We start from the raw sequence: 15,573 nt of genomic DNA on the forward strand, positions 1-15,573 counted from the left end.
CAAACTAAAAACAATACATTACATAATATTTACTTGGATTTAATATTGCTTTTACAAACCCGCGCTATGATAGAGCCTGTTGATAGGTACGCCATAACAAATGATAGGGTGGAGAGAAGAATCATGCAAACGAAAAGCAAAACGTTGTTGCTGGGGACATTGGCAGGACTGACGGTTATCGCAAGCGCGTGCGGACAAGCGGGCAATAACGCGAACGGAGCCGACAATGCCGCGTCCGGCAGCGGCTCGAACACCAAATCTTCTTCCACAGTCACGCTGTATACCGCGGACGGCCTCGAGGATTATTACAAAGAAGTGCTTCCGGCCTTCGAAGCGGCGAACGGCGTGAAGGTCAATATGGTGGCGGACGGCAGCGGCGCGATCATGAACCGCATGACGATCGAGAAAGACAGCCCGAAAGCCGACGTAACGGTCATCCTGCCGCCGTTCATTCAACAAGCGCAGCAAGCTTCGCTGCTCCAAGCCTACAAGTCGACGGAGGACGCCGCGATTCCGGACGCCCGCAAAGACAAGGACGGCTATTGGACGGCATTCATGAACAACTACATCAACTTTGCCTATAACCCGGATTTGACGAAGACGCCGCCGGCAACGTTCAACGATCTGCTTACCGCCGATTACAAGGACGGCGTCGCGTATTCCAACCCGATCACGGCCGGCGACGGCATGGCGGTGCTGATCATGCTGGAGAAGATGCTCGGCGAAGACGGCGCATTCACGTATTTGAAGAAGCTGGAGCAGAACGTGAAATTCCACACCAAGGGCACCGGCTACCTCGACGTGCTGATCAACCGCGGGGAGATCAAAGTCGCGAACGGCGACCTGCAGATGGACATGCAGGACAAGACGGGCGGCAACATGTCGCTCGAGCCGCTGTTCCTGAAGGCGACGAACGATGGCCAGCCGGTGACGTTCGAGGATCCGTACGCGATCGGCCTCGTGAAGGGCGGCCCGAACGCGGAGACGGGCAAGAAGCTGATCGATTACCTGCTCTCCAAGGACGCGCAAGAGAAGACGTACGATATCTACGGCATGTCGGTGCGCAGCGACGTGACGGGAAGCGGCGAGAAAGCCGACGCGATCCAGAAGGAGCTGGAGGGCGTGCAAGTGCTCGACATCGATTGGAACCATGTCATCGAGAAACAGAAGGCTTGGCAAGACAAATGGCAAGCGGAGGTACTCCATGCTTACAACAAACAAGGTGACGTCGTTGCTCCAAAATAATCAGGCTGCAACCGGGTCTGGGAGATTATCTTCATCTCCCGGCCTTTCTTTCCGGGGCATCTCCGTTTCCTACGGGGCCAAGAAGGTGCTCGACCGGTTCTCGCTGGATCTGCCGCGCGGCGAGTTCCTCTCGCTCGTCGGCAACAGCGGCTGCGGCAAGACGACGCTGCTGCGCACGATCTCGGGCTTCGCGTCCATCGACGAAGGCGAGATTTGGGTCAACGGCAAGGAGCTTGGCCGGATGCCGACGCATAAACGCAATATCGGCTTCGTTCATCAGCATTACGCGCTGTTCCCGCATATGACGGTGTTCGAGAACGTCGCGTTCGGCCTCCGGGAGCGCAAGCTGCCCCGTCGCGAAATCCATGCACGCGTCGAGGAGTATCTGAAGCTCGTGCACATGGAAGCCCATGCGCGCAGCTATCCCGGACAGCTCAGCGGCGGCATGCAGCAGCGGATCGCGCTGGCCCGGGCGCTGGCGATTCAGCCCGACATCCTGCTGCTCGACGAGCCGCTCAGCGCGCTCGACACGAACCTCAGGGTCGCGCTTCGCGAGGAGCTGATGGAGCTGCACCGGCGTTTCCCGGAGCTGACCATCATCTATGTCACCCATGACCGCGAAGAGGCGCTGCAGCTGTCCGACCGCATCGCGCTCATCCGCGAGGGCAAGCTGGAACAGCTCGGCACGCCGGAACAGCTGTACGACCGGCCCGACAGCCTGTACGTTGCCCGCTACCTGGGGATTGCCAACGTCATCCCGGCCGAAGCCGCCGCTTGGCTCGAAGGGTATGGCTCGCCGCCGGAAGCCGGCCAGCGGTTCATTCGTCCGGAGCATATCCGCAACGATCACAGCGCGAACGTCAAGCTCGCCGCCACTGTCGAGCGGTGCGAGTGGGTCGGCTCCTTCTACCGCGTTCAGGCGCGCGCCGAAGGCTGCGGCGACTGGCATCTGACGCTGGAATGGCAGCGCCGGACTTCGCCTCCTGCGGCCGGCACGATCCTTCCGCTATCGTTCAATGAGGAGGATTGCCGCTATGTTCAAGCGTAGCGCCATATCCGTGCTCGTCTTGTTCGTCCTGCTGTTCGCCATGATGCTCTTCCCGTTCGGCTCGCTGTTCAGCCAGATGTTCTCGCAGGCGGACGCGCATCATTCGGGTTTCACGGAAATCGTGCAATCTTCGTCATGGTGGCACGCCGTCGGCTCGTCCCTGCGCATCTCGCTGACGAGCACGTTCTTCGCGGCGGTCATCGGCATCGGCATCGCCTTCGCGCTCTACTATGCGCCGTTCAAAGGATCCGCCCTGCTCGTCCGGTTCATGGAGCTGATGGTTGCCGTTCCTTCGTTTCTCATCGCATTCGCTCTGATCTATTTGTACGGGGCGCACGGAAGCCTGAACGTCTTCCTCAACCGCCTGATGCATACCGACCAGCCGGTGCTGGACTTCCTGTACAGCCCGAAAGGCATTATCGCGGCGGAAGCGACGTACTACATTCCGTTCATGATCCGCCCGACGCTCGCGGTGCTGGAGATGCTCGACCCTTCGCTGGATCAAGCCGCGCTCAGCTTGGGCGCGCGCCCAGCCCGCGTGTTCCGCAAGATCGTCGCTCCGCTTGCCCTGCCGGGCATTAGCGCAGGCATTATATTGGCGTTCCTCATGATTCAAAATGAATTCGGCATTCTCTTGGTGCTGGGCTCGCAGAAATCGCCCACGATGCCCATCTCCATTTACAATACGGCGATGATCAATCTCGATTTGCCCGGCGCGGCGGTGCAAGCCATGTTCATGCTCCTGGTCGTAACGGCGCTGTATGCCTTGTACCGCGCTTTGATGCAGCGGAGCCTGAAGACCGCCTCGCTGCAAATGAACGGCAAGGGCATCGCCCGAAGCCCGTCCGTCAATTCCGCCGGCCCGATGGGGCGAGCGATCGCGATTCTCGTCACGCTGGCCGCGCTCGTTATTTTCGTCCTGCCGATCGTCGTCATCGTCCTCTCCGCCGTCTCGCAGAAGTGGACGAACACGATTCTTCCATCGGGTTATACGTGGAAGTGGTTCTCGGCCTTGGGCCGGGACGATTATGCCAGCTTGCGATCGAGCCTGTGGATGGGGCTGTCCGTCTCGCTGCTCGCCTGCATCATCGGCACGGCGGCGGCGTTCATACAGAAACGTCTGAGGGGCGCGCTGGCCTCGCTGATCGACTTCCTGCTCCTGCTGCCTAATGCCGTACCCAGCGTCGTAATCGGCCTAATGATCCTGATGGCGTATCACAAGCCGCCCGTCGACCTGTCCGGCTCGTCGTTCATCGTCCTGCTGGCGCAGCTGCTGCTTGCCCTGCCGTTCTGCTACCGCATCATGAACGCGGCGCTCGACAAGCTGCCCGCCTCGTTCGCGGAAGCGGCCGCCGGTCTCGGCGCCTCGCCGCTTCGCCGATTGACGCGGGTGACGCTCCCGCTGCTCTTCCCGAGCCTGCGCGCCTGCTTCGCGCTCTGCTTCGCGCTCTCCATCGGAGAGCTGGGCGCCACGATGATGGTCTACCCGCCGGGCTTCGCGACGGCCCCGATCGTCATCGTGCATTATGTCGAGCGCGGCTACTATTATCAGGGATCGGCCCTCGCCGTCCTGATGCTGCTCATGACGCTGGTCTGCTTATGCATCGTCGCCGTCTTCCGCCCGCTTGCATGGGCGAGCCGGCTGTACCGTCTGTTATCCGTCGCCAACACGAGAAAAGGGGAAATTACGTATGAGAACTGATTACAACGGCAAGATCCAAGCGGTTATTCTGGACTGGGCCGGCACGGTCATCGACTACGGATGCTTCGCGCCGCTCAACGTATTCATCGCCGTCTTCCGCCAACGCGGTATCGAGATCGCGACCGATGAAGCCCGCAAGCCGATGGGCCTGCTCAAGCGCGACCATATTGCGGCGCTGTGCGCCATGCCGCGCATCGCGGCGGCTTGGCAGGCGCGCTTCGGCGACGAACCGGCGGAAGCCGACATCGACGAGCTGTACCGCGACTTCGAAAGCCTGCAGCTGCAAGTGCTGCCTCACTATACGGATCTGATTCCCGGCGCGCTCGAGACGGTCGGCCGGCTGCGGGCCCTCGGCCTGAAAATCGGCTCGACGACCGGCTACACCCGCGGCATGATGGACATCGTCGCGCCGGAAGCCGGCAAGAAGGGCTATACGCCGGACTCCCTCGTCACGCCGAACGAGGCTCCCGCCGGACGGCCGCATCCTTGGATGTGCTACCGGAACGCGATGAACCTCGGCGTCTATCCGCTGGAAGCGTACGTGAAAGCCGGCGATACGATCAGCGACATTCAAGAGGGGCTGAACGCCGGCATGTGGAGCGTCGGCGTGGTCAAAGGCGGCAGCGAGCTCGGGCTGTCGGAAGCGGAAGTGAACGCCCTCTCCCCCGAGGAGCTTGAGGAACGCATGAATATCGTCAAGTCGCGCTTCCTGAGCGCCGGCGCCCATTACGTCATCGATTCGATCGCCGGCCTGCCGGACGTCATCGAACGCATCAATGCCCGCATGGCAAACCAAGAGGAGGCAATCCGTTGAACATCGAACAGTTCGAGAACAACCCGTATTTGCTGCTGACCCCTGGACCGCTGTCCACGAGCAAACGAGTGAAGGCCGCCATGCTGAAAGACTGGTGCACCTGGGATAACGAATACAACGAGCTGGTGCAAGAGATCCGCTCCAGGCTCGTCGCGCTCGCAACGAAGCGGACCGGCCGGTACACGACCGTCCTGATGCAAGGCTCCGGCTCGTTCGCCGTCGAAGCGGTAATCGGCACGGTGATTCCGAAGAACGGCAAGCTGCTCGTGATCGCGAACGGCGCCTACGGGCAGCGGATCGCCCGGATGGCGGAAGTCCTGAACATCGATGCGGCCGTGCTGACGTTCGCCGAAGACGCCGCGATCGATCTGTCCCGGGTCGAAGCGGCGCTGGAACAGGATCCGGCCATTACGCACGCGGCGGTCGTCCATTGCGAGACGACGAGCGGCATGCTGAATCCGATCGCCGATATCGGCCGGATCGCGAAGCGCCGCGGTCTTGTCTACATCGTGGATGCGATGAGCAGCTTCGGCGGCATTCCGATGGAGCTGAACGAGCTGGCTATCGATTATCTGATCAGCAGCGCGAACAAATGCATTCAAGGGGTGCCGGGCTTCGGCTTCGTCATCGCCGACAAGGAGAGGCTGCAGCAGTGCGCCGGCCAGGCCCGTTCCCTCTCGCTCGATCTGTACGACCAGTGGAAGCAGATGGAGGATCATAACGGCAAATGGCGGTTTACGTCCCCGACCCATGTCGTCCGCGCCTTCTACGAGGCGATGCGCGAATTGGAGGAAGAAGGCGGCGTGGCCCGGCGGAACGCCCGGTATGCGGAGAACCAGCGCACGCTCTCGGAAGGCATGCGGGCGCTCGGATTCCGGACGCTGCTGCCGGATGGCTTGCAATCGCCGATCATCACTTCGTTCCTGTATCCGGAGAACGGGTCGTTCCGGTTCAAGGCGTTCTACGAGAAGCTCAAAGCCAAGGGCTTCGTCATCTATCCCGGCAAAATCTCGCATGCGGATACGTTCCGCATCGGCAATATCGGCGAAGTGAACCGCGAGGATATGGTGCGGCTGTTGGCGGCGATCGGCGAAGAAATGCAGCGCCCTGCCCAATACGAATAACGCACGACGCGCAATGCACGCTTATTATTGGCTCATCATAGACCGAAGCCCCCAGTCCATCACTGGGGGCTTCTGCATATTCACCTGCGCGGGGGTTTACCTTACAAATCCGCGGCCCGTCTTGCAAGGCCGGTCTGGGCCCCCGCAGCAGGCCTTTATCAGCCCTGCGCCAGCCGTGGCCTACGCCATTCCCCCGTTGGCGAACAGCACCTGGCCGTTGATCCAGCGTCCCGGGCCGGCAAGGAAAGCGACCGCTTCGGCGATATCCTCCGGCGTGCCGAGCCGTTCCAGCGGGGCGGCTCGGGCTAGACGTTCGACGTCCGCGTCGCTCTTGCCCTGCAGGAACAGCGGCGTCGCGGTCGGTCCGGGAGCTACCGTATTGACGGTAATCTCCTTGCCGCGCAGCTCGCGGGCCAGCACCATGGTCATCGCCTCTACCGCTCCTTTGCTCGCCGCGTATGCGCCATAGGTCGGGAATTGCGTACGCGTGATCGAGGTCGAGAAATTCACGATGGCCCCGCCGCTCCGCACGCGCTGCGCGGCCAGCTGCGAGACCACGAAGGTGCCGCGGATATTCGTGCGGTACATGCGGTCGAGATCATCAAGATTCAGCGCCGCGATCGGCGACAGCAGCATGATGCCGGCCGTGTTCACGACGACGTCGATGCCGCCGAATTCGGCTTCGACCGCTTCGAAGGCCGCGGTCATGTCGCCGGGCTCGGCCACGTCGCCGCCGACGGCGATTGCCCGGCCGCCTGCCGCAGCGATGGCGGCGACCGCATCGAAGGCGCTGGCCTTGTTGCCGGCGTAATGGACGCCGACGGCAATGCCGTCCTTCGCGAGCCGTTCGGCGACGGCGCGGCCGATGCCGCCCGAACCGCCCGTTACGAGCGCCGCGCGGATATTCATGGGAGTCGTCATGGTGAATCTCTCCTTTATGCTAGTGTTCGTTCCAACAATCGGTATCTATGCGTCGATTATAGGTCCAACCGCAAACAATCGTCAAGTGACATTATCGTATTCTTGTCATTCATAACACCAAAAAAAGGAAGAGCCCTCATTCGCAATCGATCGAGGTTCTCCCTTCTTGATCGTTCAGCGCATTCCCGCAGCGCCCGCTCCCTACGCCTGCTCGCGGACAAGCCCCGACAGCAGCAGGTCGACGACCGCCTCGAAGTCCTCGTCCGCCGATACGGCGAGCCATTCCTGCCCATGCGCGGGGTGATGGAACCTTGAAGTCGCGAGGAAAGCCGCCCGCGCCGCCCGCTTCGCGTCTCCCCGCTTAAACTGCCCTTCCTGCATGCCGCGCTCGATAATGGAGGCAAGCTGTCCGATCAGGCGGTCCACATGCCGCCCGACGAGCTCCGCCGCGTCCTGCGTCACCGCCGCGTACATCGTGAACATCTCGGGATCTTCCGCGGCGTATCTGCGCTTCGCGCCGGCAAGCGCCGACAGCCACGCCCGCACCTGCTCCGCCGCCGTGCCCGGCTGGCTGCCCGCCGACGCCTCCATCGGCTCGGCGATGCACTGGCGGAGCCAGCGCTCGGTCACGGCTTCGCGCAGCGCCGCCTTGCTGGCGAAATGACGGTACAGCGTCCCGTGGCTCACCTGAAGCGCCTTCGCGACGTCCACTACCGACGTCTTGTCCGGCCCGTATCGCCGCAGCGCCTGCTCCGCCGCGTCCAGTATCGCTTCTCTCGTCAACGGCTGATCGTTCGTCATTCTGCCGAACCTCCCTTTCCCCCATCATAACATAGCGCGCAGCCGGCTCGCAGACAGAAATCCATTCTTGTTAGTTGTCACCGCTTCCTCTTGATGCGCGTATATGTCCGGAGCAGGACAACAAATAGCCCTCCTGCTTACGCCGCACTACGTGCCGCCGATACAAGAGCGCTATTCTCCAAACCGATCCTCCCATTTCGCTGAGCCATGCTGAACCGCTCCGTCAAGCCCGGCGATTAACGGCTCTTGACGAGCAGCTCCACGGCTTCCTTCACCAGCTTGTCCGTATCGTTGCCCGCCGCCCGTTCTTCCATCAGGCATTGCTGCAGGTTCTCCGCGACGATCTGCGCGATCGCTTTATCGGAGGCATTGCGTACCGCGGACAGTTGACTCACGACGTCTTTGCACGATTTCTCTTCATCCATCAACCGCAGCACGCCGCGAATCTGGCCTTCGATCCGTCTCAGCCGGGTTTTCATTTCGTTCGTATAACGGTAGCCCACGTCCATCCCCTGCCCTTCCAGTCAGTATACATGTATGGGTATAGTATAAGACAATCCGGCCGGTTTTGCGAAGGGAACGGAATAGATGAACAAGTTCGATCAGCTGCGGCAGCGCCAAAAAGGCCCCTGGAACAAGGGGTCTTCAGAGTGTCGAGCAATGTTAACGGCTTCGAACAGGCTCACGGCAAGCCGTGCTCTGGAGCACGAACGGATCCTGTTGCCGCTTCGCTTCGCCGGCATCGCACGGACTGCTGGTACCGTTTCGAACCAGCCTGCTTCATGACGGCAGGTTCACGGTGCGTCCGTCGAAACAAGGCAGCGGACAGGAGATCTGTTATTCGCTTCTTGATCGCGTTTTTCCGTGCGCTCGCGGACAGGGGAGCCGTTATATCGGCTGATTAGCCTGTTATCGAGGTCATTTGGGGACCTTAACGGATCCTGTGTCCGCGCGCTGCCCCAAAAGCCCGATTTCGCTCAAATAACGGAACCCCTGTCCGCGAATCCGCGAATCTTGGAGGAGATTCTTTCCTTCCCATACATGCGGCCTATGCGGCGTCGAACTTTTTCGACAGCCTGAACCCCCTCGAACAAGGGGTCTTCCAACTGCCGCCGGCGCCTCTGCGCTTCGGGCATCCGCATGCCGGCAGACGAGGTATCAGCCCCCGGCAGTCGGCGCGCTCGCCGTGTTGTGGGCAGCACGCCAGGCGTCGAGCTGCCGCTGCACCTCGATCCGCACCTCGTCGATGCCCGCCTGCTTCAGCTCCTGATTGAACTTCGGCAGCACCGTATCGACGTTCACGCTGCCGGTCATCAGGCTCGGAAAATATTTGTTCCACACCATCTGAATGTTCTCCATCTGAATCGGCATGCGCGACAAGTCCGGCGTAAAGCCCAGCGTGTTCGACTTCACGGCTTGCTTGTTGCTCGCGCGGAACTGATCCCACTTATCGAGCGGATCCGGGTATTGACCGCCCATCGTCTTCAGAATGAACCAGTTGCCCTGCGTGTACTGCACGCCCGCATAGCTCGGCGAAGCGTCCGGAATCGGATTGCCCTGATTGTCTTTCGGCGGGATCGGCACCACCTGTCCCTTGGCGTCCAGCGTGTAGTGGACGCCTTCGATACCGAAATTGAACAGGTTGCGCACCTCGGGATCGGTGTTCAGCAGATTCAGAAACTTGATGGACTCGACCGGATGCTTCGTGTCCGCGCTGACGGCCATGACCCCGCCCCGAATGGACTCCGTCGTGATCAGCGCAGGCGTGACCGGGTAGGCCACCAGCTTGTAGCCGCGGTCCTTGCTCCAGCTGTTCTCCGACAGCGGCCCGCCGCCCGCGGCTTTCCAGAAGACGAGCTCGCCCCGCTTCAGCCCCTGGCTCTCCCGCATGCCGGCGTCCTCGTTAATATATCCCTCCACATAGTAACGGCGCAGAATGTCCAGTATTCTCCGGGCTTCCTTCGTCTCGAAGATGTTCACGACCTGCGAGCCCGGAACCAGAGCCTGAACCATGAGCGGCAGCGTCTTCTCCGAGACGTATTCGTAGCCGTCGAGGGCGAAGAAGTTCTGCGACTCCTTATCCAGCTCCATCGGCTGATACGCGGGCTCCTTCTCCTTGATCATCTTGAGCAGCGGCTCCAGCGACTCCAGCGTCGTGTATTTCGAAATGTCGATGCCGTACTTCTTGACCAGCTTCTCCGGGTACATCCACTGATCGCGCACGGCGACCTCCTTGTTGGTCGGCACCCCGTAGATGCCGCCGTCATCCATCCGCATGCCGTCCCAGAATACCGGCTCGATCGTGTCGTACATCTCCTTGCCTACGGTCGACAAATAATTATTCAGCTTCAGCCATGCGCCGCGCTGCGCATAGGTCGTATATTCCGTCGCGAAGGCGATGTCGAAGGGCGTGCCTGCCGATACGAGGGTATTCAGCCGATCCGAATACTCCTGCCAGGGCACTTTGATATAGCTGACGGTCACGCCGATTTTCTTGGCCAGCACCTCGTTGATCTTATCGTTGACCATCCGGAGGTCCTTGTCGGGATCCCCGATCGTGTAATAAATCAAATTGACCGTCTTGCCGCCGGCCGCCGATTGCTCGCCGACGTCGGTTCCGGAGAAGCAGCCCGTTACCGACAGCAGCATGAGGACGAGCATGAAGGAGGCCGCCAGACGGCGCCGTTTTGGCTGACGCCCTTTCCCTAGTTGTCCCATCCGGCGCTATTCCTTTCTCCGCATATCCGAGGGCGACTTGTCGAAGAACGCATGGAAGTGGGAATAGAAATAATTCAGGTTCGGGTAGCCGACGGAAAGCGCGATGCTGACGATCTTCTCGTCCGTGGACTGAATCCGTTCCCGGGCGCGAAGCATCCGGTATGCCATGAGATACTCCGAGAACTTCATCTGGGTTTCCTTCAGAAACAACTGGCCGAGGTACGTGCCGTTCATCCGGAACCGTTCGGCAACCGACTTCAGCGTCAGGTTCTGGGCGTACTCGGCTTTGACGATCAGCAGAATGCGGTTCGTCAGCTTGGACAGGCCGTCGTAGCGCATGCCCAGCACGGGGTCCGTATCCAGATCGTCGCGCTCCACCCCTTGGAGCGTGCCGTTCAGGTCCTCGACGATGATCTTCTCCACAACCTGCTGCAGCTGCGTCCGGTCCACGGGCTTGAGCAGATAGTCCTTGGCGCCGCAGCGGATGGCCTCCAGCGCGTACTTGAAATCGCCGTAGCCGCTCATGATGATGTATTTCGAAGGAAGACGCAGCTCGTTCAGCTTGTTGATGGCGTCATAGCCGCGGTACTTGCCGATGCATACGTCGAAGATCGCCAGGTCCGGCAGAAACTCCACCGCCTTCGAGATCGCGCCCTCGTACGTCTCGCTCGTCTCGATGCGGCCGAAGCCGTACTTCTCCCAGTCCAGCGACCGCTTCATCCCTTCCAGGATTTGCGGCTCGTCATCTACGATCAGCAGCTTATACATCGTTCATCGCCTCCTTGCTCAGGATAATGGTTATTTTGACCCCGGCTTCCTCGTTGTTGTCGATCGCCATGCTGAAGCCCGGTCCATAGAAGAAACGCAGCCGCGTGTACACGTTGTGCAAGCCGATGCTTTCCGTCGACGCGTCGTCGGTGCGCAAGAGACTGGCGCGGATCTCGGCGAGACGCGAGTCGGAGATCCAATTGCCGTTGTCCGCGATCTCCAGCACGAAGCGGTCTTCTTCCTCGTAGCCGTTGACGACGAGCAGGTTGAATTCGCTCTCCGGGTTGAAGCCATGGACGAAGAAGTTCTCCGCCAAGGGCTGCATCCAGAATTTCACGGTGGGCAGCGCCAGCAGCGCCTTGTCCACGTTGAACTGGTAGTAGAACCGGTCGGGATACTTGAACTCCATAATTCTCAAGTACTTCTGGAGCAGATCCAGCTCGCTGCCGAGCGGGATGATGTTCTCGTTCTTGACCACGTCGCGGTATAGCGCGCCGAGCGTCGCGATCGCGTCCGCCGTGTCGTCCGCCCGGTTGCCGAGCGCGAAGGAGCGGATAACCTCCAGCGTATTGTACAGGAAATGCGGATTTATTTGATGCTGCAGAGCCTTCATCTCGGTCTCCTGCTGCTTCAGTTTCAACAGATAATTGGTGCGGATATGCTTGTCGAGCTGGTGGATCATGTCATCCAGCTCCCGCGCGATCATGCCGTATTCGTTCCTCCGGTAACGCGCCGGGTTGACCGGCGTGAAATCGGCGGTCTTGACGCGGCCGATCGAATTGATGATCCGTCTCAGGAAATTCGCGTCCTCGCGCAGGTTGTACACGATGAGCAGCAGCACGCTGATCATGGCGGCCAGCATGATGAGAAACACGATGAGCAGCACGCTCAGCTTCTGCCGGATCAGCGAAGAGGCGTTGACGATGCTGACGAATTGATAATCGAACTGCGTGGATCGATACGTGACGAAATACGCCCGGTCCAATAAACCGGTCCTCAAATAACCGTGCGTGCGTCCTGACGCCGTCGCCCGGCGAACGAGATCCGCCCCGTCCGAGCCGCTGCCGGAAATCCGGTAGATGTCTCCGGATGCGCTGACGGCGGCCGTCTCGCTCTGCGGGTAGTTGGGCGCGGCCTGGAAGATCCGGTCGCTGCTGACCAGGAAGCGAAACTCGCCCAATTGACGGGAGATCTGGTTGGGATCGGAAAGCTTCTTGCGGTACACGAACCCGCTGCGGATCGTCTCGTTGAACGTTCTGTCCGTATTCGGCAGACGGAATTGAAAGCTCGTGTTGCCGTTATTGTCGAAACGAATGACATTGCCCTCTTGCTCGGTATGCAGACTGACTTGCGTGATGTCCCCCTGCCCGCCGTTGCTCAGAAATGACTTCATGTCGTCGGGAAAAGAGACCAGCGCGCGGTTAAAATGACTCTCCTGCAGCCTGCTCGTCAGGTAGCCCTCCGCGTTGTTGCCCAAGAAACACCGTATGTCGGTCACGAGCCCGCTGTTGGAATAGACCCGCTGCATGAACGACTCGATGCGGTCGGCATCGTATTGCAGCGCGCTCTCCGCGCGAGCGAACGATCCCGCTGCTTCGTTCCGGGCATTCCCCACCCATTGATCCAGCAGGACCGCACAGGTGACCGCGCCGAGCGTCAGCCCGATGAATACGACGAATACCGCATAGGCGATGAATTTGCCGCGATAAATCTTGATTTGCAGAAATGAATGCATGCGGCGTCTCCTTTGCAATAGACTGATGCCGTCGCCCCTTGTGGCTCCACCATATACCGTCCATGCGATGAATTGCAAGCACGGCGATCCCGCAAGTCGTGCCAGAAAGCCCGAACGGAGACTCCGTTCGGGCTTTGCTGGATACTGCATGCGTCTTATTTGAAGTAGGCGTCGATTTGCTCTTGCGCGGCCTTCGTGATTGTGTCCATGCCGGCTGCTTTCAGCTCGGACAGAATTTTCGGCACGACTTTCTCCGGATCGGATGCGCCGGTCATCAGCTCGTAACGGTATTTATCCCATACGGCTTTCGTGTTGGCGACTTCCGTGCCCAGTTTGCTGATGTCGAGCGCGAAGCCGAGGTTCGTGGAGGACGTCGCTTGCTCGTTCAGCTTCTTCACTTGATCCCACTGATCGACAGGCGCGCCTTTCGTTACGGCCAGGTCGAAGAACGTACCTTGCGTGTAGGCAGCCAGCGGCCAAGTATCCGTCGTACGCTCAACGACTTTCTCGCCGTCCACGCTCTTGTAGTCGACGCCAGGCTCGCCGAATGCCAGCATGTTGCGGAGCTTCGGATCCGTGTTAACGAGCTGCAGGTACTTCAGCGCTTCGCTCTTATATTTCGAGTTGGCCGAGATCGCGTTCAAGGAGCCTTGGATCGTGCTCGTCGTGTAGATCGGGCCGAAGATTTGGAACATGTCGTATTTCGCTACGCCTTCGTTGATCTGCCATGTCGCTTCCGCGCCAGGGAACGCTTGCGCCGCGAAGAACGGACGGCCTTTGTTCGCTTCCGTCTTCGTCGGAGCGTCCGGATTGATGATGCCGTCTTGGTACCACTTGTGCAGCTGCTTCAGACCGTCCATAACGTCAGGCTGTTCCAGCACGGATACCACTTTGCGGGATGCGTCGTCGACTTTCACGCCTACAGGCGGCAGGCCGAGCGTCAGATCGTCGTAGCTGTTGAAGAAGCCGTTGAAGCCGTCGCCCTGCGTCAAGGACAGCGGGTAGAAGCTCTTGCCTTCGCCGGCCTTCATGTCATGGAAAGGCTTGTCGAGGTCTTGCAGCGACTTGATCTTCGTCGTGTCGATACCGTACTTCTGTACGTACTTGTCGTCGAACACCCAGTATTGCGTGAGCGAGGAGTCCTTGTACGTCGGTACGGAATAGATTTTGCCGCCGATCTTCGTACCGTCCCAAACCTTCTGCGGAATGAGGTTGTACAGATCCGGCGTATCCTTCTGCACGATGTCGGTCAGGTCGGCAAACGCGCCCATCGCCACTTGCTGGTTGTATTTGCTGTTATTCGTAAACATGATGTCGAATGGCTCGCCGGTGTTCACGATCGTGTTGATTTTCGTATCCCAATCGCCCCAGCTTGCGACCTTGATGTCAACCTTCACCCCGATTTTCTCGGCCGTGTAGTCGTTCATTGCTGCAAGCGCCTTGTCGAAGTTCGCAGGCACCTGGCCGCCGATCGTCCACCATACGAGCGTCGGTACGTTGCCGGACGGCTTGCTGCCCGTCTCGTTCTGCGTGTTCGTACCCGCATTGTTGGCCGGCGCGTTGCCCGTCTCGTTATTGGAGCTCGATCCGCAGCCCGCAAGAGCCGTGGTCAAGAGTGCCGCGGCGCTGAGCGCAAGCAATTGCTTCTTTGTCTTTTTCATTTGGTACTGTTCCTCCTTTTGATTATCTTTCTGTCTTGTTCCCCGCTTTATTGCTTGTTGCGGTTTATTATAAACCCGGCAGAAGCCGGGCTTATAGCGAATGGATTAGCCTTTCACGGCACCGACCGTCAGACCGGAAATGAAATATTTCTGGAAGAACGGATAAGCGACGGCCACGGGAAGCACGATGATGATGGCGACGGCCATCCGCGCGGATTCCTTCGGCATTTTGGCGACAAGCTCCGCATAGCTGACGCCCATGACGGAAGCGTTTCTCGCCAGCGCGTCCACGTTGGACATCAAGCTGTTCAGCAGCGCCTGCAGCGAGTACAGGTTCTGGTTGTTGATGTAGAGCATCGATTGGAACCAGTCGTTCCAATACGCGAAGCACAGGAACAATCCGATGGTCGCCAGAACCGGAAGCGAAATCGGCAGCACGATCGAGAAGAAGATGCGCAGCTGGCTCGAGCCGTCGATCTCGGCGGATTCGATGAGCGCATCCGGAATCGTGCTCCGGAAGAACGTTTTACAGATAATCACGTTGAAAGACGAGACGGCGAGCGGCAGAATGAGCGCCCATACCGTATCTTTCAGCCCCAACAGGTTCGAGTTGATGTAGTAGCTGGACACCAGGCCGCCGTTGAATACCATCGGAATGAAGACGATCCAGGTCAGCAGCCCGTTCAGCTTGTAATTCGGCCGGGAAATGACGTATCCCATCGACGTCGTCAGCATGACGCCGAGCACCGTGCCGACCACGGTAACGAGCACGGAGATGCCGAGCGCCTTCGAGATCATGGTTCCTTGCTGCGCGATATAGTGATACGCTTCGCCGGAGAAGGCCGTCGGGAAGATATGGTACCCGCTGTTCCGGATCGAATCCTCGCTCGAGAACGAGATGGACAGCACTACGATGACCGGAATCAGGCACAGCAGCGCCAGGACGATAAAGATCAGATTGAATACGACGTTCGTGCCCGGCCGAACCCGGTTGAATTTATCCAGGCCCGATTCGAATTTGGTTCTTGATGCCATT

13 protein-coding genes are annotated in these 15,573 nt (G+C 59.7%); 5 read left to right on the forward strand and 8 right to left on the reverse strand.

The annotated features are described in order from the left end of the window. The first annotated feature begins 123 nt into the window (after window positions 1-123). Genes phnS through phnW form a run of 5 tightly spaced genes read left to right on the forward strand, consistent with a single transcriptional unit; the run spans window position 124 to window position 5,933 of the window. Window positions 124-1,245, forward strand: coding sequence for a 2-aminoethylphosphonate ABC transporter substrate-binding protein (gene phnS / locus GXP70_RS00175; protein ID WP_162354622.1), 1,122 nt, complete (start codon window positions 124-126; stop codon window positions 1,243-1,245). After that, window positions 1,205-2,293 (forward strand): ABC transporter ATP-binding protein, encoded by a 1,089-nt coding sequence (locus GXP70_RS00180; protein WP_162354623.1) that lies wholly within the window; start codon window positions 1,205-1,207, stop codon window positions 2,291-2,293. Before phnS ends, GXP70_RS00180 begins: the two co-directional genes overlap by 41 nt. Beyond that, window positions 2,280-3,995, forward strand: coding sequence for a 2-aminoethylphosphonate ABC transporter permease subunit (locus tag GXP70_RS00185; RefSeq protein ID WP_162354624.1), 1,716 nt, complete (start codon window positions 2,280-2,282; stop codon window positions 3,993-3,995). The genes GXP70_RS00180 and GXP70_RS00185 overlap by 14 nt, the downstream gene beginning before the upstream one ends. Next, window positions 3,985-4,809 (forward strand): phosphonoacetaldehyde hydrolase, encoded by an 825-nt coding sequence (gene phnX / locus GXP70_RS00190; RefSeq protein WP_162354625.1) that lies wholly within the window; start codon window positions 3,985-3,987, stop codon window positions 4,807-4,809. Before GXP70_RS00185 ends, phnX begins: the two co-directional genes overlap by 11 nt. Then, window positions 4,806-5,933 carry a 2-aminoethylphosphonate--pyruvate transaminase gene (phnW, locus tag GXP70_RS00195; RefSeq protein WP_162354626.1) on the forward strand — a complete coding sequence of 376 codons (1,128 nt, stop codon included), beginning with the start codon at window positions 4,806-4,808 and terminating at the stop codon, window positions 5,931-5,933. The genes phnX and phnW overlap by 4 nt, the downstream gene beginning before the upstream one ends. A gap of 180 nt (window positions 5,934-6,113) precedes the next feature. On the opposite strand, the gene GXP70_RS00200 is transcribed toward phnW, so the two are convergent. From GXP70_RS00200 to GXP70_RS00235, 8 genes are all read right to left on the reverse strand, one after another. Then, window positions 6,114-6,854 (reverse strand): SDR family oxidoreductase, encoded by a 741-nt coding sequence (locus GXP70_RS00200; protein ID WP_162354627.1) that lies wholly within the window; start codon window positions 6,852-6,854, stop codon window positions 6,114-6,116. A gap of 201 nt (window positions 6,855-7,055) precedes the next feature. Continuing rightward, on the reverse strand, window positions 7,056-7,655 hold the full coding sequence (locus GXP70_RS00205) for a TetR/AcrR family transcriptional regulator (RefSeq protein ID WP_162354628.1): 600 nt from the start codon (window positions 7,653-7,655) through the stop codon (window positions 7,056-7,058). A 236-nt stretch (window positions 7,656-7,891) separates the two neighbouring features. Continuing rightward, window positions 7,892-8,164, reverse strand: coding sequence for a metal-sensitive transcriptional regulator (locus GXP70_RS00210; protein ID WP_162354629.1), 273 nt, complete (start codon window positions 8,162-8,164; stop codon window positions 7,892-7,894). A gap of 649 nt (window positions 8,165-8,813) precedes the next feature. Further along, complete coding sequence (locus GXP70_RS00215; protein WP_225442609.1) at window positions 8,814-10,373, reverse strand: ABC transporter substrate-binding protein; 1,560 nt, start codon at window positions 10,371-10,373, stop codon at window positions 8,814-8,816. A 6-nt stretch (window positions 10,374-10,379) separates the two neighbouring features. Then, the gene (locus GXP70_RS00220; RefSeq protein ID WP_162354630.1) at window positions 10,380-11,141 is read right to left on the reverse strand and encodes a response regulator transcription factor; all 762 of its coding nucleotides are present in this window, start codon (window positions 11,139-11,141) and stop codon (window positions 10,380-10,382) included. Beyond that, window positions 11,134-12,876 carry a sensor histidine kinase gene (locus tag GXP70_RS00225; protein ID WP_162354631.1) on the reverse strand — a complete coding sequence of 581 codons (1,743 nt, stop codon included), beginning with the start codon at window positions 12,874-12,876 and terminating at the stop codon, window positions 11,134-11,136. Before GXP70_RS00225 ends, GXP70_RS00220 begins: the two co-directional genes overlap by 8 nt. Window positions 12,877-13,031: 155 nt before the next feature. Next, on the reverse strand, window positions 13,032-14,537 hold the full coding sequence (locus GXP70_RS00230) for an ABC transporter substrate-binding protein (RefSeq protein ID WP_162354632.1): 1,506 nt from the start codon (window positions 14,535-14,537) through the stop codon (window positions 13,032-13,034). Window positions 14,538-14,642: 105 nt separating this feature from the next. Then, window positions 14,643-15,572: a carbohydrate ABC transporter permease gene (locus GXP70_RS00235; protein ID WP_162354633.1), complete on the reverse strand. Its 930-nt coding sequence runs from the start codon at window positions 15,570-15,572 to the stop codon at window positions 14,643-14,645. Between the last annotated feature and the right edge of the window lies 1 nt (window position 15,573).

This window comes from Paenibacillus lycopersici (assembly GCF_010119935.1).
In the GTDB taxonomy this organism is placed as follows: Bacteria; Bacillota; Bacilli; order Paenibacillales; family Paenibacillaceae; genus Paenibacillus_Z; species Paenibacillus_Z lycopersici.

Coding starts and splice junctions, on each gene's coding strand:
- phnS (WP_162354622.1), top strand. CDS start 124: ATGCAAACGAAAAGCAAAACGTTGTTGCTGGGGACATTGGCAGGACTG.
- GXP70_RS00180 (WP_162354623.1), top strand. CDS start 1,205: ATGCTTACAACAAACAAGGTGACGTCGTTGCTCCAAAATAATCAGGCT.
- GXP70_RS00185 (WP_162354624.1), top strand. CDS start 2,280: ATGTTCAAGCGTAGCGCCATATCCGTGCTCGTCTTGTTCGTCCTGCTG.
- phnX (WP_162354625.1), top strand. CDS start 3,985: ATGAGAACTGATTACAACGGCAAGATCCAAGCGGTTATTCTGGACTGG.
- GXP70_RS00200 (WP_162354627.1), bottom strand. CDS start 6,854: ATGACGACTCCCATGAATATCCGCGCGGCGCTCGTAACGGGCGGTTCG.
- GXP70_RS00205 (WP_162354628.1), bottom strand. CDS start 7,655: ATGACGAACGATCAGCCGTTGACGAGAGAAGCGATACTGGACGCGGCG.
- GXP70_RS00210 (WP_162354629.1), bottom strand. CDS start 8,164: ATGGACGTGGGCTACCGTTATACGAACGAAATGAAAACCCGGCTGAGA.
- GXP70_RS00215 (WP_225442609.1), bottom strand. CDS start 10,373: ATGGGACAACTAGGGAAAGGGCGTCAGCCAAAACGGCGCCGTCTGGCG.
- GXP70_RS00220 (WP_162354630.1), bottom strand. CDS start 11,141: ATGTATAAGCTGCTGATCGTAGATGACGAGCCGCAAATCCTGGAAGGG.
- GXP70_RS00225 (WP_162354631.1), bottom strand. CDS start 12,876: ATGCATTCATTTCTGCAAATCAAGATTTATCGCGGCAAATTCATCGCC.
- GXP70_RS00230 (WP_162354632.1), bottom strand. CDS start 14,537: ATGAAAAAGACAAAGAAGCAATTGCTTGCGCTCAGCGCCGCGGCACTC.
- GXP70_RS00235 (WP_162354633.1), bottom strand. CDS start 15,572: ATGGCATCAAGAACCAAATTCGAATCGGGCCTGGATAAATTCAACCGG.